This is a genomic window from Rhodophyticola porphyridii, from assembly GCF_003688285.1.
GTDB lineage: Bacteria > Pseudomonadota > Alphaproteobacteria > Rhodobacterales > Rhodobacteraceae > Rhodophyticola > Rhodophyticola porphyridii.
This window is the reverse complement of record NZ_RCNT01000004.1, coordinates 163,532-181,698: the sequence shown is the minus strand read 5'-3', so window position 1 is coordinate 181,698 and position 18,167 is coordinate 163,532. Positions and strand designations below refer to the sequence as shown.

Below are 18,167 nucleotides of genomic sequence, written 5' to 3'. Positions count from 1 at the left end.
CGGCCACAAGTCATGAATGTGCCGGTCAGGCAAGATCAAAGCTTGGGCGCGGGGGGCATTCAGTGTGGTTTTCGAAACCGGTCCAGGCTGACCACCTCGGCATCGCGGACCGCCGGGGGTTCTGCGGTGTCGTCGGCGCGGGTCCGGCGCTCGTCGCCATCGGGCGGCGGCGGGTCGTCTTCGGGGTCGTCGCTTTTGGCGCCCCTTGTCTCGAACCGCAGGCCGAATTCCACCGACGGGTCCACGAAAGTCAGGATCGCATCGAAGGGAATACGCAGGGATTCCGGGTTGTCGCCGAAGTTCAGGGTGATCGAAAACCCCTCGTCATCGACCTCGAGCCCGTCATACCAGTGCTGGATGACGATGGTCATCTCTTCGGGGTAGCGGTCGATCAGCCAGGGGGCCAGATCCGCCTCGGGGTGCCGGGTGTCGAAGGTGACGAAGAAATGGTGCTCGCCGGGAAGGCCGTGATCGGCCACATCCTGCAACACGGTCTGGATCAGACCCCGCATGGCACGGTGCATCAGGCGGCCATAGGCGATGGTGTCCGGCGGTGTGTCTGGCATTTCTTCCCCGGCTGGCGGCATATGCCCTTTCACCATAGAAGATTCGTTTCGGATTGAAAGCCGATGGGCTTTGCGCCGCCGCTAGATATTGGCCAGAACCAGCCATGCCGCGAGCGATGCCTCGCAACCGAAAAAAGTCCAGCTCTGGCGCGACCCGGCATCGTCACGGAAAATGGATGTGATCCGCCCGATTGCCGCGCCCGCATAGGCAAAGCCCATGACCAGCCAGCCAAGAGGTTCGTTGAGCAGGAGCGCACCGCCGGCCAGCCCGACGAAGAGACAGCCCGACGCGGCGGAAATCTCCGTATAGGCCATGTTGCTGGGCCCGGCGCGCATATCCAGCAGGTCCATGGTCCAGCGGGGGGCAAGCCAGCCGGTCAGACCCAGACCAATCGTCAGAAACGCTACCAGCATGTTGACGATATCGACCGTTGTCAGTGCGCCAAGCATATGGCTCTCCCTGCATTGCCAAGTTTCCACTTAAACGGGCGGGGTGTCGGGATGGATCACTTGCAGTTGAAAAAACATCACCGGTGGGCGGGATCGAAGCGGTATCCGCACGGGCGCCGCCCGATGGAACGGAGCGTCTTCGGATGGTCCGTCCGGACGGGCGAGACAGATCAGGGATGGGACAGGAAGGGGGAAAGTGCAGGCTTCTGTTGCCAGGTGCCTGCGAACCCCGCCTTACGCTGCTAGGCGCAAGGGCTTAAAGTCGGCGACTTAAGCAGCTTACGCTGCCAGAGCCATTGCCGGAGCACGGTTGTCATTTGCAACTGTACGTTTCGGACCGATAACGGTGGTACCTCACCGGGACAAAGCTAACCCCTTTAGACGTTCGTCGATCCTGTTTCGGCCCCATGATCGCCAAATGAGCGAGGTTTGGTGGAGCCGCCGGGTACCGCCCCCGGGTCCGATCCGCTTATTGCGAGCGCGTTTATGTCCATAGTTCCGTTGCCGGAACATCCTGACTATGGGGGTTCGCGGGCCGGATTTCAAGCAAGCTCGACAGGGGAAAAGACTTGCCCGCGGCGCGGATGTGATGTCAGCGGCGGTCCAGCGGACGGAACGGCCCCCGGCTTGTGTCGATCCCGATATCGCGACGGATATGAGGTGGCAGATCGCCCAGATCCTGCGAGGGGGTTTGCCCGATGTGACTCTTCAGGGAGCGGCGCAGTCGCCGGGCGGTTCTGGCGGCGTGGGTCGATAGATCTCTTAGAAGCATTTGGAAACCTCTGATATAGGTGGTGTCAATCTCTGGAATTGAATATGATACGTGAAAGCATCTATTACCAATCGAACGAGCCATCTCATGAATAAGGTGAGCTTATGAATAAAATCGTCAGGCTGCCGTCGCTCGCGGCGATACGTGTATTCGAGGCAGCAGCCCGTCACGAAAACTTCACCGAGGCGGCTGCGGAGCTGGGCATGACCCAGGCTTCGGTCAGTTATCAGATAAAGGTGCTGGAGGAGCGGATCGGCGCCCCCTTGTTTCTGCGACAGGCCCGAAAGGTGACGCTGACCGCGATCGGTCGTCAGCTTTCCACACCGACGATCGAGGCGTTCGACAGGCTGCGCGCAACCTACGGCGCCGACCAGGATGCACTGAACCGCACGCTGGCGATCAGCGCGCTGCCTACATTTGCGGCCAATTGGCTGGCGCCACGGATCGGCCGGTTCCAGATGGCCCATCCCGATCTGGCCGTGCGCGTGGAATCCGATCCGAAGCTGATCGATTTCGCCCAGGATGAAATCGATGTGGCGATCCGCTATGGCAAGGGCGACTGGCCGGGAGTGGTGGCGCATGCGCTGTTCCCGTCGGAATTCACGCCCATCACAAGTCGTGAGCTTCTTGACGCGGAAGGCCCGATCCAAAGCCCCGCGGATCTTCTGAACCTGCAAATCATCGACCCGACCGATCCGTTCTGGAAGCTTTGGCTGGCCGAGGCGGGTGTCGCGACCGACGGTCTGTCGGATCGCGTTGGCAGCCATCTCGGGGCGCAAACGGTCGAGGTCAGGGCGGTCTTGTCCGGTCAGGGCATCGCCATGCTGACGCCGAGGTTCTTTCGCTACGAGCTGGAAACCGGGCGTCTGGTGCAGCCTTTCGACCGGGTCAGTACCGATGGCGGTCATTACTGGCTGATTTATCCGACCGCGCGGCGGAACATGCCGAAGATCCGGGCTTTTCGCCAGTGGATCCTGGCAGAGGCGGAGGCTGATAATGCGCTTGTGGCGAGTGGCTGAGCCCGTGACCCGACAGGCGGGCAGCGCCCATTTGGCAGGCGGTTGCGCCCGCGGCCGCGCCTATGACCGGGTAAAAAGGAAAGGGCGCCGCGATTGCGCGACGCCCTTTCCGTGCTATCAGCGGCGGATCAGAACCCGGCCTTGATCCGCTCGAACGCTTCGGCCTGACGCTGGCGCTGCTCGTTCGAAATTGGAAGCTGCGCAAGAACCGGCACCGTGACCTCACCCAGACCGTTGGCCTCCAGCGTTTCGGCCCCGAGCGAGTTCAGCGCCACCGTGTTGGCCGAGCCGAAGCCGCCTTCGATCAGCGGTTGGGCGGAGGCGATATCCAGAAGCGCGTTCACGTAATCGTAGGCCTTGTCCTCACTGCCCGGGCCGTCGGCCATGTTCACGTAGCCGCACAGCCAGACGGAGGTGCCTTCCGTGGTGTTGCGCTCGAACCCGACGGGGAAACCCTCATCGGCCAGCGCCACCGGCACTTCGTTCCAGGCCCAGGCGACCAGCACTTCGCCCGACCCCATCAGCTGGCCCAACTCTCCCGGATCTGTCCAATAGGTGCGCAGGTTCTCGTGAATGGCGCGGAGCCAATCGGTCGCCGCCTCGAATTCCGCGTCGCTCACATCGGACCAGTCGCTCACGCCGGTGGCAAGATAGGCCAGCGCATAGGCATCATCCACATTGTCCGGGATCGATAGGCGGCCTGCAAAGGCGGGGTCGGTGAATACCTGAAGCGAAGCCACCTGTTCGGCTGTCACCTCATCGGTGTTGTAGGTGACTGCGGTGGAGCCGTAATCCGTCGGCAGGAAGAACAGCTCCGCCGTTCCCGCCATCACGTCCTCGCCCAGCAGACTGCCGTCCAGATCGCCGAAAGCCGGGATCCGGCCGGTATCCCACGCCTCGATGATCCCCGATGCCTGCCAGCGCGGCACCGATCCGGCGCAGATATGGGTTACGTCGGAGCGGAACCCGGACACGAGCCGCTGAAACGCCTCGTCCTCGTCGCCAAAGAACACGAAGGTCGGGCTTTCCCCATGCTGATCGATATAGGGCTGGTGGAAACTCGGATCCTCGAACCCCGAGTAATCGAAGACCAGCAGGTCATCATCCTGGGCAAAGGCTGGAAGGGCAAACGCAAGTGCGGTCGCCGTGCCAAGCAGAAATCGGTGGGTCATGGTGTCTGGTCCTCATGAGATGAAAGAGGTGAAAAACCAGAGCAGAGGTTAGGAAAGCGCACGGTCGCTCGCAAGAGCAAAGAGCGGGTTCAGCCGTCGTGGGATCTGGCGCGCGCGGTGATGACGGTCCGGGCCAGATCCTGAGTATGGGCCTCCAGCGATGCAAGCCCGGCCACGGCGCGCGGGCCATCATGCGCCTCGACCGCATCGGCGATGCCGGTATGCAGCTCCACGATTGCATCGCGGGACCGGGCGGTGAAGGTGATCATGTTCATCAGCGGCTGCATCGCCTCGACCGCGCCGGCCAACTGGTAGCTGAGAACAGGATTGCACGCGCCGTCGACCAGCGCTCGGTGAAACGCCACATCGGAGGCGCAGAACGCCTCGTCCGTCAGGCCTGGCTGCGACTGGCGGTGGATCTCGGCGCGCATGGTCGCCAGATGATCGGCGCTTCGCCGCTCCGCCGACAGGGGCGCGCAGGCCCGCTCCAGCGCGAACCGCGCTTCGCAGGCGGTTTCGAACCCGACCGAGTTCATCGACAACAGCAGCGTGGAGGTCGTGATCTGCTGACCATAGGCCTCCTCGTAGCTCAGCCGGTTCACGAAGGCCCCGCCAAAGGCGCCGCGCTGGGTGCGGATCAGCGATTGCGCGGCCAGCCGCTTCAGCGCCTCGCGCACGGTCGGGCGCGATACCTCGAACTGCTCGGCCAGTTCCGCCTCCGAAGGCAGACGCGCATCGACGATGAGCGCACCCGAGACGATCGCATCGCGGATCGCCTTGGCAATCTGCGCCGACAGATCGGCGGTGCTGTTCGGATCGATTTTCATTTGTCAGACATTTAAAGGTCTGACATTAAGGTTGGCAAGCTGAGTCTCGCTCTTTGGGAGGGGGCAGATTTGACCCGCATTCCATTTCGAACCACGCTCTGGCTCGGGGTTTTCGCCCTGATCCTCTGGGCTTGGTGGATCATGTACTCGATGTCCACGGGCATGGGGCTCGATCTGCTGGGCCGCCCGAACGAGATGGCCGCCCGCATGGCGGCGATGGATCCGCGGATGGATATGGCCATGCCGATGGCCGAGTTCGGGCCGCTTTTCGGGATGTGGGCTGTGATGATGGCCGCGATGATGCTGCCCACCATGGTGCCGACCCTGCGCGCCTATGAAGACCTGATCCTCAGCGCCGATGGCACCCGCATGGGCTGGATCGGTGTGCTTGCGGGCTACTTCCTTGTCTGGCTCTGTTTCGCGGCGGTGATCACGACCGTTCAGCTGGCGCTGCTGTTCGGCGGCGTGATCGACATGCTGGGGATCGCCCGTTCGCCGCTGGTCGCCGGCGGTTTGCTGCTTGCCGTGGGCCTGTTCCAGTTCACGCGCACCAAAGAGATATGCCACGGCGTGTGCCATTCGCCGATGGGCTATTTCCTGGGCCATTGGCGCCGCGGAGCCGCCGGGGGGCTGCGCATGGGGCTGGGGCTTGGCGTATTCTGCGTGGGATGCTGCTGGGGCTTCATGGCGCTCGGGTTCGCCGGTGGCGTGATGAACCTGCTCTGGATGGGCCTCGCCACGTTTTTCATGGTGCTGGAGAAGCTGCCGCAGATTGGCCAGTATGTCACCCGACCGCTTGGCGCGCTTCTGGTCCTTAGCGGGATCGCCGTGATCGCCAGCCCGTTGTTTCAAGGATAAAAGAGGGAGAGACCCGATGCCCGCCAGAAAACGCCCCGATGCGGATCGGTTGCCGATCAGCCAGCGGATCGACCAGCGGATGGAAAATCCGAAGCGGCGGCGCATGCGGCCCACGGATTGGGCGATCAAGGGGGAGTTGTTCCTGAACTGCTCCTGCACGGTTTTCTGCCCTTGCGTGGTCTCGCTTGGCAAACACCCCCCGACGGAGGGGGATTGCCGCGCCTGGATGGCGATTGCCATCGATGAGGGGCATTACGAGGGCGAGGATCTTTCGGGCCTGAATGTGGGCCTTATGGTCGAGATCCCGGGACGGATGGCCGAAGGCGGCTGGAAAGTCGCGGCCTATGTGGACGAGCGCGCCAGCGGCAAGGCCTATAACGGTATCCTGCAGATTTTCTCCGGTGCGGCGGGGGGCACGACGGGCCTGTTCACCATGCTGGTGTCCGACATTGTCGGGGCCGAGCGCGAGAAGGTGGAGATCGTGCGCGAGGGCAAGAAACGCGGGCTGTACGTGGGCCGCAAGATCCAGGGCGAGATCGAGATGATCGATGGCGCCAGCCCGGATCACCCGGTGATGATCTCCAATTCGAAATACTGGATGGGCCCGGATATCATCGCGGCCGTGGGCCTGAAATCCAAGGTGCGCGATTTCGGGCGGATCTGGGATTTCGGCGGAAAATCGGCGGAAATCTGCCCCATCGACTGGGGCGGCAGCGCGGGCGCGGGCAGATGATAACCCCCGCATGGTGCCAGACCATGGCGCGCTACAATGCCTGGCAGAACCAATGGATGTTTCAGGCGGCGGACGCGCTTTCGCCCGGGGAGCGGCGCCGGGACCGCGGCGCGTTTTTCGGCGGGATCGAAGGCACGCTCAGCCATCTGCTGTGGGGAGACATGCTCTGGATCGCGCGGTTCGATGGCGGTCCGGGGCCGCTGAAGGTCAATACCTCGCAGGCGACGGCGGAGGCCTATGACTGGCCCGCCCTGATTGCGGAGCGCCCGAAGCTCGACGCGCGGATCGCATCCTGGGCGTGGTCGATCGGGCAAGACGACCTTGAGGGCGATCTGAGCTGGATTTCAGGGTCGACCGGCGCCGAGATGACCTGCAGCCGCGCTCTTTGCGTCATGCAGATATTCAACCACCAGACCCATCACCGGGGCCAGGTCCATGCGATGCTGACCGCGGCGGGCTGCGCAACCGAGCCGACCGATCTGCCCTACATGCCCGGGGAGATACCGGAATGGCGCTGATCTCGCCCTCCCGCCGGATCCGCCGTACGCCGTTTTCAGACGGTGTCGAAGCGGCGGGCGTGACTGCTTATTCGGTTTACAACCGTATGCTGCTGCCAACGGTTTTCCGCAGTGTCGAAGAGGATTATCGCCATCTGAAAGAGGCGGTGCAGATCTGGGATGTCGCCTGTGAGCGACAGGTGGAACTGCGCGGGCCCGATGCGGCGCGTCTGATGCAGATGCTGACGCCCCGCGATCTGCGCGGGATGTTGCCGGGCCAATGCTATTACGTGCCCATCGTCGACGAAACGGGCGGCATGCTGAACGATCCGGTGGCGGTGAAGCTGGCCGAGGATCGCTGGTGGATTTCCATTGCCGACAGTGACCTGCTGCTCTGGGTCAAGGGCGTGGCGCAGGGGTTTCGGCTGGATGTGCTGGTCGATGAGCCCGACATCTCGCCGCTGGCGGTTCAGGGCCCGCGCGCGGACGATCTGGCGGCGCGGGTCTTCGGCGACGGGATTCGGGATCTCCGCTTCTTCCGGTTCGGGTATTTCGAGTTTCAGGGCCGCGATCTGGTCATCGCACGGTCCGGCTATTCGAGACAGGGCGGGTTCGAGATTTATGTCGATGGCGGCGATATTGGCATGCCGCTCTGGAATGCGCTGTTGGAGGCGGGGCGCGATCTGGATGTGCGCGCAGGCTGTCCCAACGGGATCGAGCGGATCGAAAGCGGCCTGTTGAGCTATGGCAACGACATGACGGCGGCCAATACGCCCCATGAATGCGGGCTGGGCCGGTTCTGCGATACGTTGACGGCGGTGGGGTGCATCGGCCGCGATGCGCTGCTGCGGGTGGCGCGTGAAGGGCCTGTGCAACAGATCCGCCCGATTGCGATCGCCGCCGGGACATTGCCGCCCTGCGACCGACCCTGGCCTTTGATGGCGGGTGACAGACGGGTGGGGCAGGTCACCTCGGCGGCGGTCTCCCCTGATTTCGGGGAGGGCGTTGCAATCGGGATGGTCCGCATGACCCATTGGGATCCCGGAACGACGCTGACGGTGATCACACAGGACGGGCCCCGCGACGCGGTGGTCCGCGAGAAGTTCTGGATTTTCAAATAGGAGAGACGCCATGCGCGCCCTGATCGTGGAAAAGAACGAAGACACCGGCAAGACCAGCGCCCAGGTGCAGGAGATCGACGAGGCGCGGCTGCCGGATGGCGAGGTGACGGTCGCGGTGGAGTACTCCACACTGAACTACAAGGACGGGCTGTGCATAGGGCCGGGCGGCGGGCTGGTGCGAACCTATCCGCATGTGCCGGGCATCGATTTCGCGGGCACTGTGGAGACATCGGACGACCCCCGCTATGCGCCTGGCGACAAGGTTGTTCTGACAGGCTGGCGCGTGGGGGAGGTGCATTGGGGCGGCTATGCCGAAAAGGCGCGCGTCAAGGCCGACTGGCTGGTGCCGCTGCCCGAGGGTCTGAGCACACGCCAGGCGATGGCCGTGGGAACCGCCGGCTTCACCGCGATGCTGGCCGTAATGGCGCTGGAAGATCACGGGCTTACGCCGGAAAAGGGCGAAGTTCTGGTGACCGGCGCGGCGGGCGGTGTCGGCTCGGTCGCGACGGCCATTCTGGGTAATCTGGGATATCGGGTTGCCGGTGTGACGGGGCGGCCCGAACAGGAAGCTTATCTGAAGTCCCTCGGTGCGGAGCGGATCGTCGCCCGCGAGGAGATCAACGAGACCGTCAAGCGCCCGCTGGAGGCTGAAACCTGGGCGGGCTGCGTCGATGCGGTGGGCGGCGCGATGCTGGCCCGCGTTCTGGGTCAGATGGCCTATGGCGGTTCGGTCGCCGCGGTGGGGCTGGCGGGCGGGGCGGCCTTGCCCGCAACCGTCATTCCCTTTCTGCTGCGGGGCGTGAACCTGCTGGGGATCGACAGCGTCATGCAGCCCTATGACAACCGGGTCCGGGCCTGGGGGCGGATTGCTCGCGACCTGCCGATGGAGAAGCTGGAGGCGATGATCCATCCCGCGGGTCTGGCCGATCTTCCCGAGCTTGGCGCGGCAATTCTGAAAGGCGGGGTCCGTGGCCGCGTCGTGGTGGATGTGACGGCCTGAGACCGGGAAATTCGGGCGCGGACAGCAAGGGGCTGGCACCTAGCTACGCCCGACGGGACAAGGCGCGGGCTGTGCCTTCCGCCGTGCGGTTTTTCCATCGGAAGACGGGTGGGCGCTTGACCTTGGCTCTGGCGCGCTAGCTTGGGCCAAAACAAGACAGCAGGCAGCAAGATGAGCAAGACCCCCGTTATTTACTGGATGCGCCGGGATTTCCGCCTTGCGGATAATGCCGCCTTGCGGGCCGCCTGTGAAGACGGGCATCCGGTGATCCCGGTCTTCATTCTCGACGAGGTGGTGGAGCGCCACGGTGCGGCCCCGAAATGGCGGCTGGGTCTTGCGGTGGAGCGGTTCGCGGAAACCCTGAAAGACGCGGGAAGCCGTCTGATCCTGCGCCGTGGCGCCGCCCTGGAGGTGCTGCGCGCGCTTGTGGACGAGACGGGCGCGCAGGCGGTTCACTGGAACAGGCTCTATGATCCGGATGCCCGGCGGCGGGACGAAGCGGTGAAATCCGCGCTGAAGGATGATGGGCTGGACGCCGTCAGCCATGGCGGGCATGTGGTGTTCGAACCCTGGCGGGTCGAGACCGGGGCGGGCGGCTTCTACAAGGTCTATTCGCCCTTCTGGCGGGCCGTGCGCGGACTGGACGTGCCCGAGCCGCTGGCCGCGCCCGGGAAGATTCCCGCGCCCGGGACATGGCCCGCGACAGACAGCCTTGACGACTGGCATATGGGGGCGGCGATGCGGCGCGGCGCGGATGTGGTGCGCCCGCACCTGCTGCTTGGCGAAGACGCGGCGCGCGACCGGCTGGACATGTTCACGCAGGAGCGGATCGCGGAATACAAGGCCAAACGGGATTTTCTGGATGTCAACGCCACCTCGGGTCTCAGTGAGCCGCTGAGCTATGGCGAGATCAGTGCCCGGACCTGCTGGCACGCCGGGTGGCGGGAGGCGGAGACCGGCGCCAAGGGCGCCGAGCATTTCGTCAAGGAACTGATCTGGCGCGATTTTGCCTATCACCTGATCTATCACACGCCGCACATCACCCGCGACAACTGGCGCGAGGGCTGGGACAGCTTTCCGTGGAACGAGGATGAACGCCTGAAAGAGGTGCGCGACTGGAAGCGCGGGCGCACCGGGCTGCCGGTGGTCGATGCGGCGATGCGCGAGATGTATGTGACGGGGCGGATGCACAACCGGGCCCGGATGCTTGTGGCCTCCTATCTCACCAAGCATCTGATGACCCATTGGCGTGTCGGTCAGGCATGGTTCGAGGAGTGCCTTGTGGACTGGGATCCGGCTTCCAACGCGATGGGCTGGCAATGGGTCGCCGGGTCGGGGCCCGACGCGGCCCCCTATTTCCGCATCTTCAACCCCGAGACCCAGGCCGAAAAGTTCGATGCGGAGCAGAAGTACCGCCGCAAATGGGTGGCCGAGCTCTCCGATGCGCCGGGGGAGGAGGCACTGTCCTACTTTGAGGCGATCCCGGAAAACTGGCATATGGCGCCCGACGACGCCTATCCGGAGGCGCCGGTGGTGGGTCTGTCGGAGGGGCGGACGCGGGCGCTGGAGGCCTATGAGAATCGCGATTTCTGATACCGCGGCGGGACTATCGACGGTCTATTTCGCTTGAGGCTGCAAGGCGGTTTCGCGCAAGATGGCTCAAGTAAAAACGGGGAAACAATGACAATAAAAACAACCACCAAGGGAGAAACCGAACTGCCGCGCTATTTCGGTGCGGTCTTCGATCAGGCCCGGGACATGGCCAATGGCCGACTCGACATGCACCTGCCAGATGGCCGGGTGTTTCGCGCCGAGGGGCGCGCGCCGGGCCCTGTAGCCGAACTGCATATCCATAATCCCGACATCTTCGCCCGCCTGATCCGCGAAGGCGATCTGGGGTTCTGCGAGGCCTATCTCGACCACTGGTGGTCGACGCCGGACCTTCAGGCTTTCATGGATCTGGTCCATGCCGAAAACGACGAGATTTATGACGGATTTCTGGGCATGAAACTGATCCGCGCTTACGAGCGGCTGAGGTTCTGGATGCAGTCGAACAGCAAGCGGCAGGCGAAAAAGAACATCGCCCATCACTACGATCTGGGCAATGAGTTCTACGGGCTCTGGCTGGACGACACGATGACCTATTCCTCGGCGCTGTTCGTCACCGGGCAGGAGCCGCTGGAAACCGCGCAGATCCAGAAATATGCCTCGATGGTGGACGAAATGGGCGCGCAGCCCGGCGACCACGTGCTGGAGATCGGCTGTGGCTGGGGCGGATTTGCGGAATACGCCGCCAGGGAGCGCGGCCTGAAAGTGACCGGCCTGACCATCTCGCAGGAACAGCATGATTATGCCGTGGCCCGCATGGAACGCCTCGGGCTGAGCGACCGGGTCGAAATCAAGATGCAGGATTATCGCGATGAGCGCGGCACCTATGACGGCATCGCCTCCATCGAGATGTTCGAGGCGGTGGGCGAGAAATACTGGCCCGTCTACTTCAAGAGCTTGCGGGACAGGCTGAAACCCGGAAAGCATGCCACGCTTCAGATCATTACCGTGCAGGACAGGCGGTGGGAGATCTACAGGCGCGGCGTCGATTTCATCCAGAAATACATCTTTCCGGGCGGCATGCTGCCCTCGCCAAGCGTGCTGAGGGCCGAGGTCGCCAAGGCGGGCCTTGAAGTCACAGGCGCGATCGAATTTGGCGAAAGCTATTCCCAGACGCTGCGCAGATGGTATGACACCTTCAACGGACGTTGGGAGGAGGTCGCAGCCTTGGGTTTTGATGACAGGTTCCGCCGGATGTGGAATTTCTACCTCACCTCCTGCGCGGCGTCCTTCCATTTCGGCAATTGCGATGTCACGCAGATCACCGTGACCCGGCCACGCTGAGATGCTGACGGCGGCCAAACTTGTCGGCGCCATCTTGTTTGCCGGGGTGGGGTACGTCGCCGGCTATCTGGTGACCGACACCTTCCCGGAAGGCCAGCTTGCCACGTATTTCCCCGCGTCGATCGCAGTGATCGGCCTGTGGCAGGGGTGGTACGTGATGGGCGGACGCGCGGGTGCGGGGTTTTCCGCGGCGCTGGGCAACGGGTTCCGCACCTCGGTCCAGATCGCCTTTTTCGGTCTTGCGTTCTACGCGCTGCGCGAGATGTTCCGGCGATCGGCCAATCTGCGCTATGACCAGCCGGGGGAGGCGGTGACCGCGGCGCTGGAGCTGTTTCTGGAGTATTTCTGGCAGATGCAGACTGCGCCGGTTCTGATCGCGCTGGCCGCGGGCGGGCTCATCGCGGGCGTGTTGACCGAAATGGCCGCGCGCACCTGGAGGTGACAAACCCGCCCATGGATGCGCTGTTTTTCTATGGCACGCTGCGATATGCGCCGCTGCTCGGGCTGGTTCTGGGCCGGGTTCCCGACCTGGTGGACGCCACGCTTGCCGACCATCTGGTCAGCTGGGCCGAAGGCGAGAGCTTCCCGATGATCGAAGGATGTGCCGGAGCGACGGCCACGGGCGTTCTGGCAACCGGGATCACCGCGGAGGACCGGGCGCGTCTGGATCACTACGAGGGTGCGTTCGCCTACAGGCTTGCGCAGGTGGAGGTGCGGACCGGCGGCGGCGAAAGGGTAGCGGCGGAGGTCTATCTGCCCGACGCCGCGGCCTGGACCGCGGGCGCGCGATGGTCTCTCGGGGACTGGGTGCGCGACTGGGGCCTGTTGACCTTGGAGGCCGCGGCCGAGGTCATGGGGCTTTACGGAACCGAGACGCCGGAGAGCATCGCCGCCCGTTTTGGGATGATCCGCGCCCGCGCGCAATCCCGGTTGCGCAGCGGTGCCTGGCATCGGCCGCAAACTGTCGGGGCCGGGTTCACCCGCGCCGATATCGCGCTGGACCGGGTGGACAGACCCTATACGAAATTCTTCGCCATCGAGGAATACAGCGCCCGGCACCGCCTGTTTGGCGGCGGCCTCTCCGCGCCGGTGTCGCGTGCGGTGTTCCGTGCGGCGGATGCGGTGACGGTTCTGCCCTATGATCCGGAGCGCGACCGGGTTCTTCTGATCGAACAGGTGCGTCTGGGGGCCTATGCACATGGCGATCCCGCGCCCTGGCTGCTGGAGCCCGTGGCAGGCATCATCGACGCGGGCGAGAGCGAGGAGACGACCGCCCGCCGCGAGGCGCAGGAGGAGGCGGGCGTGCAGATCGGTGCGCTGCATCCGGTGGGGCGATATTACCCGTCGCCGGGCGGGGTTGCGCAGGTTCTGATCTCCTATGTCGGGATCGCCGATCTGCCCGATGATCTGCCGGCTATCGGCGGACTTGACGCGGAGGGGGAGGATATCCGGTCCCATCTTGTCAGCCTCGATGCCGCGCTGGAGATGCTGACGAGCGGTGAGTTGGCCGTGGCGCCGCTGATCATCTCCGTCCAATGGCTCGCACGACACCGCGAAACGCTGCGCGGCGGGTCTTTGACCGCTTGAGTTTGCCGCCCCGCGCGCCTATCCCTTGTGGACAATTCCAAAGGTCGGGAGCGCGCGCGGATGAATGTCTACAAGGATCTGGCCGAGACCATCGGCAACACGCCCCTGATCCGTCTTCGCGCCTTGAGCGAGGCCACCGGTTGCGAAATCCTTGGCAAGGCGGAGTTCATGAATCCGGGCCAGTCGGTCAAGGATCGCGCCGCGCTTTACATCATCCGCGACGCGATCGCGCGGGGCGATCTGAAGCCCGGCGGCACCATCGTCGAGGGCACGGCGGGCAACACCGGCATCGGGCTGGCTCTGGTCGGCGCGTCGATGGGGTTCAAGACCGTGATCGTCATCCCCGAGACGCAGAGCCAGGAAAAGAAGGACATGCTGCGGCTGGCGGGGGCGGATCTGGTGCAGGTGCCGGCGGCCCCCTACAAGAACCCCAACAATTACGTGCGCTATTCGGAGCGTTTGGCGGCGGAGCTGGCCAAGACGGAGCCCAATGGTGCGATCTGGGCAAACCAATTCGACAATATCGCCAATCGTCAGGCGCATATCGAGATGACCGGCCCCGAGATCTGGACCCAGACGGGGGGCAAGGTGGACGGGTTCATATGCGCGGTGGGCACCGGCGGCACGCTGGCCGGTGTGGGCATGGCGCTGCAACCCAAGGGCGTTTCCATCGGGCTGGCGGATCCCGAAGGGTCGGCCATCCACAGTTTCTACACGACCGGTGAGTTCAAGGCCGACGGCGGGTCGATCACCGAAGGCATCGGGCAGGGGCGCGAAACCGCGAACCTCAAGGGGTTCCGCCCCGATCATTCCTTCAAGATCCCCGATACCGAGGCCTTGCCGATCGTGTTCGACGTGCTGGCTCACGAGGGGCTTTGCCTTGGCGGATCCTCGGGCATCAACATGGCGGGCGCGGTGCGGATGGCCCGCGCCATGGGCCCCGGCCACACCATTGTGACGATCCTCTGCGACTATGGCACGCGCTATCAGTCGAAGCTCTTCAATCCCGCTTTCCTGCGGGAGAAGGGCCTGCCCGTTCCGACGTGGTTGGAGGGGGTGGGGGCGGAGCTGCCGAGTGTCTTTGAATGATCGCGCGCCGTTTCTGGCACCTGCTGGCGGCGGGGGTGCTGCTGCTGGCGCTGGCGCTGGCCCTGCCCGGACGGGCGCAGGACCTTCCCGACTATCAGGAATGGGACGAGATGGCCGATCGCGCGGAATGGGTGATCGACGGGGAGCGCGCGTCGGATGCGGCGTTGGAAACTCTGCGCGCCAGACTGGTGGCGTGGCGAACCGAGTTCCAACAGGCGGAACGTATAAATGCGCCGCGTATCGAAAGTATTCGAGCCCAGATTGATGCGCTCGGCCCATCGCCGGCCGAGGGTGAGACCGAACCGGACGACATCGCCGAGCAACGGGCCGAACTGAACACGAGACTGGCGGAAGCGGAGGCGCCCATACGGCGTGCGGAAGCGGAGCTTCGGCGTGCCCAGGGGCTGATCAGCGAGATCGATGCGCTGATTGCCGAGCGTCTGGCCGGTGAATTGCTGTCGCTCGGGCCGTCGCCCCTGAATCCGGCCAACTGGCCGGGCGCCATCGGCGCATTGGCGGACTGGCTGGTCGATACGGCGTTTGAGGTCGACCGTCTGGCGACCTCCGACCTGCGACAGGCGGAGTTGCGGGAAAACGCCCCGGTCATCACCATTTACCTGATAATCGCTCTGGTTTTGCTGGCCCGCGGCTGGCGATGGGTCGGGCGCCTGATGATGCCCTTCATCCGGCGCGAGGAAACCTCGCCCGGGGCGAGGCTCGTGCTGTTCTTCCTGTCGCTTCTGCAATGCCTGATGCCGGTTATCGGGGTGGGCGCGATTGCGGCCGCCATCATCGCCACGGATTTCACCGGGATCCGGTCGCAGGTCCTTGTCGATCTGATCACGCCATTTGCGGTCTTCGTGATGGTCGCGGTCTGGCTGGGGCGCCAGGTGTTCCCGGCCCGCGAAACGGCCGTCCGCCCGCTGACACTGAGCGAAAGGGAACGGCGGCAGGGCCGCTGGACGGTCATAGCGATCGGGGTCACGATCGGTCTGGGTACGGCGATCGACGACATTTCCGAAAATGGCGGGTTCAGCGACGGCGAAACCCTGATCCTCTTCTTTCCGATCCTGGTCATGCTGGGATTGCTGCTGCTGCGTATCGGCCGCCTGCTGATCAGCCATGTGCGCCAGGAAACCCGCGAGGGTGCCGATCTCAGCGTCAATGCGCAGGTCATTCGGGTGCTGGGATGGGCCGCCATGGCGCTTGGCGTGATCGGGCCGAGCCTTGCGGCCATCGGCTATTCCACTGCCGGGATCAGCTTCCTGCTGCCCGCCACGATGAGCCTGGCCCTGATTGCGCTGGTGCGAATCCTGCAACGGCTGGTGGTCAATCTCTACGGAACGTTGACGGGCCGCCACGAAGGGCTGGACGAGGCGCTGACGCCCACGCTGATCGGCTTTGTCCTGGCGCTATTGTCGCTGCCGCTTTTCGCGATGATCTGGGGCGTGCGCGCGGCGCAACTGCTGGATCTTTGGCGCAACCTGATCGAGGGGTTCGCGATTGGCGGCGTCACCATCAGCCCGCGCAATTTCCTCGTTTTCGCGCTGGTTTTCGCGGCGGGCTACACCGCGACCCGCATGCTTCAGGCGACGCTGAAAAGCTCGGTCCTGCCGAAGACGCGGCTGGATGCGGGCGGGCGCATGGCGATCCTGTCGGGCACCGGCTATGTGGGCATCTTTCTGGCCGCGATCATCGCGATCACGGCGGCGGGGATCGATCTCAGCTCCATAGCGCTTGTCGCCGGTGCACTCTCGGTCGGGATCGGTTTCGGCCTGCAGACCGTGGTGTCGAATTTCGTCTCGGGTATCATCCTGCTGATCGAACGCCCGATCAAGGAAGGCGACTGGATCGAGGTGAACGGGATGATGGGCTATGTGCGCGACATCTCTGTCCGCTCGACCCGGATCGAAACCTTCGACCGCTCCGACGTCATCGTGCCCAATGCCGACCTGATCTCGGGCGTGGTGATCAACATGACCCACCACAACAATACCGGACGGGCGATCGTGCCGGTGGGTGTGGCCTATGGCACCGATACCAGGAAGGTCGAGGCGGTTCTGCGCGAGGTGGCGGAGGCCCATCCGATGGTGCTTCTGAACCCGCCGCCGTCGATCTTTTTTCAGGGGTTCGGGGCGGACAGCCTCGATTTCGAGATCCGGGCGATCCTGCGCGATGTGAATTTCCTGCTCAGTGTGAAAAGCGATCTGAACCATGCGATTGCGGCCCGCTTCACCGAAGAAGGCATCGAGATTCCCTTCGCGCAGCGCGATGTCTGGCTTCGCAATCCCGAAACCCTGCGCGCGGCAACCAGCAACGACGGAGACCCCGACCCATGACCGAGACGCTGTTTTTGCAAGACATGTACCGCAAGACTGCGCCCGGAAAGGTTACGGGCCTGACCGACGAGGGCGGCATCATTCTGGACGCGTCGCTGTTTTATGCCCGCGGCGGCGGCCAGCCCGGCGACAGCGGCGTGCTGCACTGGGATGGCGGGCGGATCCCGATTGCCATGGCGGTGAAGGGGGAGGGGGCGGATATCGTTCTGGTTCCGGCGGAGCCCGCCGCCCTGCCGCCCGTGGGGGCCGAGGTCGAACAACGGCTCGACTGGGATCGTCGCTTCGGCCATATGCGGGTGCATACGGCGCTGCACCTCTTGTCGGTGGTGATCCCGCTTCCGGTGACCGGCGGAGCGATCGCGGCGGAAAAGGGGCGTCTGGATTTCGCCATGCCCGAACCGCCCGATGACAAGCTCGTGCTGCAGGGGCAGATGAACGCCCTGATAGAGCGGGGTCTCGACGTGTCCGAGACATGGATCACCGCCGAGGAACTCGACGCCAATCCCGGCCTCGTGAAAACCATGTCCGTCCAGCCCCCCAAGGGCGCGGGTCGGGTGCGGCTGGTCCGTATCGGAACCGGTGACCGGCAGATCGACCTGCAACCCTGCGGCGGCACCCATGTCGCCAACACCGCCGAGATCGGGCCCGTCACCATCGCAAAGATCGAAAGCAAGGGCCGGCAGAACCGTCGCGTGACCGTGGCTTTGGCGCAGTAATCGGACGGGCGGCAGTTATTTCTGCCGATACCGGCCGCTCCTCGGGATGCGCGCGGAGGCCCGAGGCCCGGCATCCGTCCTCAAAACCGGGTCCAGCGAACCTATGCATCGCCGGCGTCCGGGCTCGGGGTCCGCGGCGTGATGCAAACCGTTTGCAAAGGCAGGTTGACCGGGGCGGAAACGCCCCCGGGGCCGCGCATGGGGCGCCGATATGCCCTGCGCCCGCATGGCACGATCATCCGGAGGCGCAAAACTTTCGGCGCCCTCTTGCCAGCGCGGTGTGTTCTCGTCTAAGTGCGCCCTGTCGGAGCGGTGGCCGAGTGGTCGAAGGCGCACGCCTGGAAAGTGTGTAGGCGGGAGACCGTCTCCAGGGTTCGAATCCCTGTCGCTCCGCCACCCACTCCTCGCACTGTGCTTGGCTTGGTTGCGCTGGTTGTAAGGCCGCGTAACAGGGGGCATTTTTCGGCTCATTCCCGACCTGCGCGGGCGTTCTTGGTCATGTGACGGCCGTTTCTGGCGCGGTCTGACC

Annotated in this window: 18 protein-coding genes, 1 tRNA gene and 1 other RNA gene; 14 read left to right on the top strand and 6 right to left on the bottom strand. The window is 64.3% G+C overall.

Features of this window, described 5'->3' with window-relative positions:
• Positions 1-59: 59 nt before the first annotated feature.
• The 4 genes from D9R08_RS09670 to D9R08_RS09655 form a co-directional block, all read right to left on the bottom strand.
• The gene (locus D9R08_RS09670; RefSeq protein ID WP_121897996.1) at positions 60-566 is read right to left on the bottom strand and encodes an SspB family protein; all 507 of its coding nucleotides are present in this window, start codon (positions 564-566) and stop codon (positions 60-62) included.
• A gap of 81 nt (positions 567-647) precedes the next feature.
• Positions 648-1,016 carry a DUF4345 family protein gene (locus tag D9R08_RS09665; protein ID WP_121897841.1) on the bottom strand — a complete coding sequence of 123 codons (369 nt, stop codon included), beginning with the start codon at positions 1,014-1,016 and terminating at the stop codon, positions 648-650.
• Positions 1,017-1,211: 195 nt separating this feature from the next.
• Positions 1,212-1,566: a transfer-messenger RNA gene (gene ssrA / locus D9R08_RS09660) on the bottom strand.
• Between the two features lie 42 nt (positions 1,567-1,608).
• Positions 1,609-1,788: a hypothetical protein gene (locus D9R08_RS09655; protein WP_121897840.1), complete on the bottom strand. Its 180-nt coding sequence runs from the start codon at positions 1,786-1,788 to the stop codon at positions 1,609-1,611.
• Positions 1,789-1,892: 104 nt separating this feature from the next.
• Here D9R08_RS09655 and gcvA point away from each other — a divergent pair, with 104 nt between their 5' ends.
• Positions 1,893-2,807 carry a transcriptional regulator GcvA gene (gcvA, locus tag D9R08_RS09650; RefSeq protein ID WP_121897839.1) on the top strand — a complete coding sequence of 305 codons (915 nt, stop codon included), beginning with the start codon at positions 1,893-1,895 and terminating at the stop codon, positions 2,805-2,807.
• A 128-nt stretch (positions 2,808-2,935) separates the two neighbouring features.
• Here gcvA and D9R08_RS09645 read toward each other — a convergent pair whose 3' ends face one another.
• Both D9R08_RS09645 and D9R08_RS09640 read right to left on the bottom strand, forming a co-directional pair.
• A complete protein-coding gene (locus tag D9R08_RS09645) occupies positions 2,936-3,979 on the bottom strand; it encodes an extracellular solute-binding protein (RefSeq protein WP_121897838.1) in 1,044 nt (347 codons plus the stop codon).
• An 89-nt stretch (positions 3,980-4,068) separates the two neighbouring features.
• Positions 4,069-4,806 carry a FadR/GntR family transcriptional regulator gene (locus D9R08_RS09640; protein WP_121897837.1) on the bottom strand — a complete coding sequence of 246 codons (738 nt, stop codon included), beginning with the start codon at positions 4,804-4,806 and terminating at the stop codon, positions 4,069-4,071.
• Between the two features lie 141 nt (positions 4,807-4,947).
• Here D9R08_RS09640 and D9R08_RS09635 point away from each other — a divergent pair, with 141 nt between their 5' ends.
• The 13 genes from D9R08_RS09635 to D9R08_RS09575 all read left to right on the top strand — a co-directional run bounded on the left by D9R08_RS09635 (position 4,948) and on the right by D9R08_RS09575 (position 18,034).
• Positions 4,948-5,664 carry a DUF2182 domain-containing protein gene (locus D9R08_RS09635; protein ID WP_407690605.1) on the top strand — a complete coding sequence of 239 codons (717 nt, stop codon included), beginning with the start codon at positions 4,948-4,950 and terminating at the stop codon, positions 5,662-5,664.
• A gap of 16 nt (positions 5,665-5,680) precedes the next feature.
• The gene (locus D9R08_RS09630) at positions 5,681-6,397 is read left to right on the top strand and encodes a DUF1326 domain-containing protein (protein WP_121897836.1); all 717 of its coding nucleotides are present in this window, start codon (positions 5,681-5,683) and stop codon (positions 6,395-6,397) included.
• Positions 6,394-6,915: a DinB family protein gene (locus tag D9R08_RS09625; protein ID WP_121897835.1), complete on the top strand. Its 522-nt coding sequence runs from the start codon at positions 6,394-6,396 to the stop codon at positions 6,913-6,915. The genes D9R08_RS09630 and D9R08_RS09625 overlap by 4 nt, the downstream gene beginning before the upstream one ends.
• A complete protein-coding gene (locus D9R08_RS09620; RefSeq protein ID WP_121897834.1) occupies positions 6,906-8,015 on the top strand; it encodes a dimethylsulfoniopropionate demethylase in 1,110 nt (369 codons plus the stop codon). Before D9R08_RS09625 ends, D9R08_RS09620 begins: the two co-directional genes overlap by 10 nt.
• Before the next feature lie 10 nt (positions 8,016-8,025).
• Positions 8,026-9,015 (top strand): acryloyl-CoA reductase, encoded by a 990-nt coding sequence (gene acuI / locus D9R08_RS09615; RefSeq protein WP_121897833.1) that lies wholly within the window; start codon positions 8,026-8,028, stop codon positions 9,013-9,015.
• A gap of 171 nt (positions 9,016-9,186) precedes the next feature.
• On the top strand, positions 9,187-10,608 hold the full coding sequence (locus D9R08_RS09610; protein ID WP_121897832.1) for a cryptochrome/photolyase family protein: 1,422 nt from the start codon (positions 9,187-9,189) through the stop codon (positions 10,606-10,608).
• Between the two features lie 87 nt (positions 10,609-10,695).
• Positions 10,696-11,907: an SAM-dependent methyltransferase gene (locus tag D9R08_RS09605; RefSeq protein ID WP_121897831.1), complete on the top strand. Its 1,212-nt coding sequence runs from the start codon at positions 10,696-10,698 to the stop codon at positions 11,905-11,907.
• 1 nt (position 11,908) lies between these two features.
• Positions 11,909-12,349, top strand: a complete 441-nt coding sequence (locus tag D9R08_RS09600) for a TrgA family protein (protein WP_121897830.1) — start codon at positions 11,909-11,911, stop codon at positions 12,347-12,349.
• Entirely contained in the window at positions 12,346-13,494 is a 1,149-nt protein-coding gene (locus D9R08_RS09595) for a gamma-glutamylcyclotransferase (RefSeq protein ID WP_158598969.1), read from the top strand. The genes D9R08_RS09600 and D9R08_RS09595 overlap by 4 nt, the downstream gene beginning before the upstream one ends.
• A gap of 60 nt (positions 13,495-13,554) precedes the next feature.
• Entirely contained in the window at positions 13,555-14,583 is a 1,029-nt protein-coding gene (locus D9R08_RS09590) for a cysteine synthase A (protein WP_121897828.1), read from the top strand.
• A complete protein-coding gene (locus D9R08_RS09585) occupies positions 14,580-16,922 on the top strand; it encodes a DUF3772 domain-containing protein (RefSeq protein WP_121897827.1) in 2,343 nt (780 codons plus the stop codon). Before D9R08_RS09590 ends, D9R08_RS09585 begins: the two co-directional genes overlap by 4 nt.
• A complete protein-coding gene (locus D9R08_RS09580; RefSeq protein WP_121897826.1) occupies positions 16,919-17,638 on the top strand; it encodes an alanyl-tRNA editing protein in 720 nt (239 codons plus the stop codon). The genes D9R08_RS09585 and D9R08_RS09580 overlap by 4 nt, the downstream gene beginning before the upstream one ends.
• Positions 17,639-17,944: 306 nt before the next feature.
• Positions 17,945-18,034, top strand: a tRNA-Ser gene (locus D9R08_RS09575).
• Positions 18,035-18,167 lie beyond the last annotated feature (133 nt).

Bases quoted from the DNA above. Each gene is read 5' to 3' on its own strand.
- D9R08_RS09670 (WP_121897996.1), bottom strand. From the start codon at position 566: ATGCCAGACACACCGCCGGACACCATCGCCTATGGCCGCCTGATGCAC.
- D9R08_RS09665 (WP_121897841.1), bottom strand. From the start codon at position 1,016: ATGCTTGGCGCACTGACAACGGTCGATATCGTCAACATGCTGGTAGCG.
- D9R08_RS09655 (WP_121897840.1), bottom strand. From the start codon at position 1,788: ATGCTTCTAAGAGATCTATCGACCCACGCCGCCAGAACCGCCCGGCGA.
- gcvA (WP_121897839.1), top strand. From the start codon at position 1,893: ATGAATAAAATCGTCAGGCTGCCGTCGCTCGCGGCGATACGTGTATTC.
- D9R08_RS09645 (WP_121897838.1), bottom strand. From the start codon at position 3,979: ATGACCCACCGATTTCTGCTTGGCACGGCGACCGCACTTGCGTTTGCC.
- D9R08_RS09640 (WP_121897837.1), bottom strand. From the start codon at position 4,806: ATGAAAATCGATCCGAACAGCACCGCCGATCTGTCGGCGCAGATTGCC.
- D9R08_RS09635 (WP_407690605.1), top strand. From the start codon at position 4,948: ATGTACTCGATGTCCACGGGCATGGGGCTCGATCTGCTGGGCCGCCCG.
- D9R08_RS09630 (WP_121897836.1), top strand. From the start codon at position 5,681: ATGCCCGCCAGAAAACGCCCCGATGCGGATCGGTTGCCGATCAGCCAG.
- D9R08_RS09625 (WP_121897835.1), top strand. From the start codon at position 6,394: ATGATAACCCCCGCATGGTGCCAGACCATGGCGCGCTACAATGCCTGG.
- D9R08_RS09620 (WP_121897834.1), top strand. From the start codon at position 6,906: ATGGCGCTGATCTCGCCCTCCCGCCGGATCCGCCGTACGCCGTTTTCA.
- acuI (WP_121897833.1), top strand. From the start codon at position 8,026: ATGCGCGCCCTGATCGTGGAAAAGAACGAAGACACCGGCAAGACCAGC.
- D9R08_RS09610 (WP_121897832.1), top strand. From the start codon at position 9,187: ATGAGCAAGACCCCCGTTATTTACTGGATGCGCCGGGATTTCCGCCTT.
- D9R08_RS09605 (WP_121897831.1), top strand. From the start codon at position 10,696: ATGACAATAAAAACAACCACCAAGGGAGAAACCGAACTGCCGCGCTAT.
- D9R08_RS09600 (WP_121897830.1), top strand. From the start codon at position 11,909: ATGCTGACGGCGGCCAAACTTGTCGGCGCCATCTTGTTTGCCGGGGTG.
- D9R08_RS09590 (WP_121897828.1), top strand. From the start codon at position 13,555: ATGAATGTCTACAAGGATCTGGCCGAGACCATCGGCAACACGCCCCTG.
- D9R08_RS09585 (WP_121897827.1), top strand. From the start codon at position 14,580: ATGATCGCGCGCCGTTTCTGGCACCTGCTGGCGGCGGGGGTGCTGCTG.
- D9R08_RS09580 (WP_121897826.1), top strand. From the start codon at position 16,919: ATGACCGAGACGCTGTTTTTGCAAGACATGTACCGCAAGACTGCGCCC.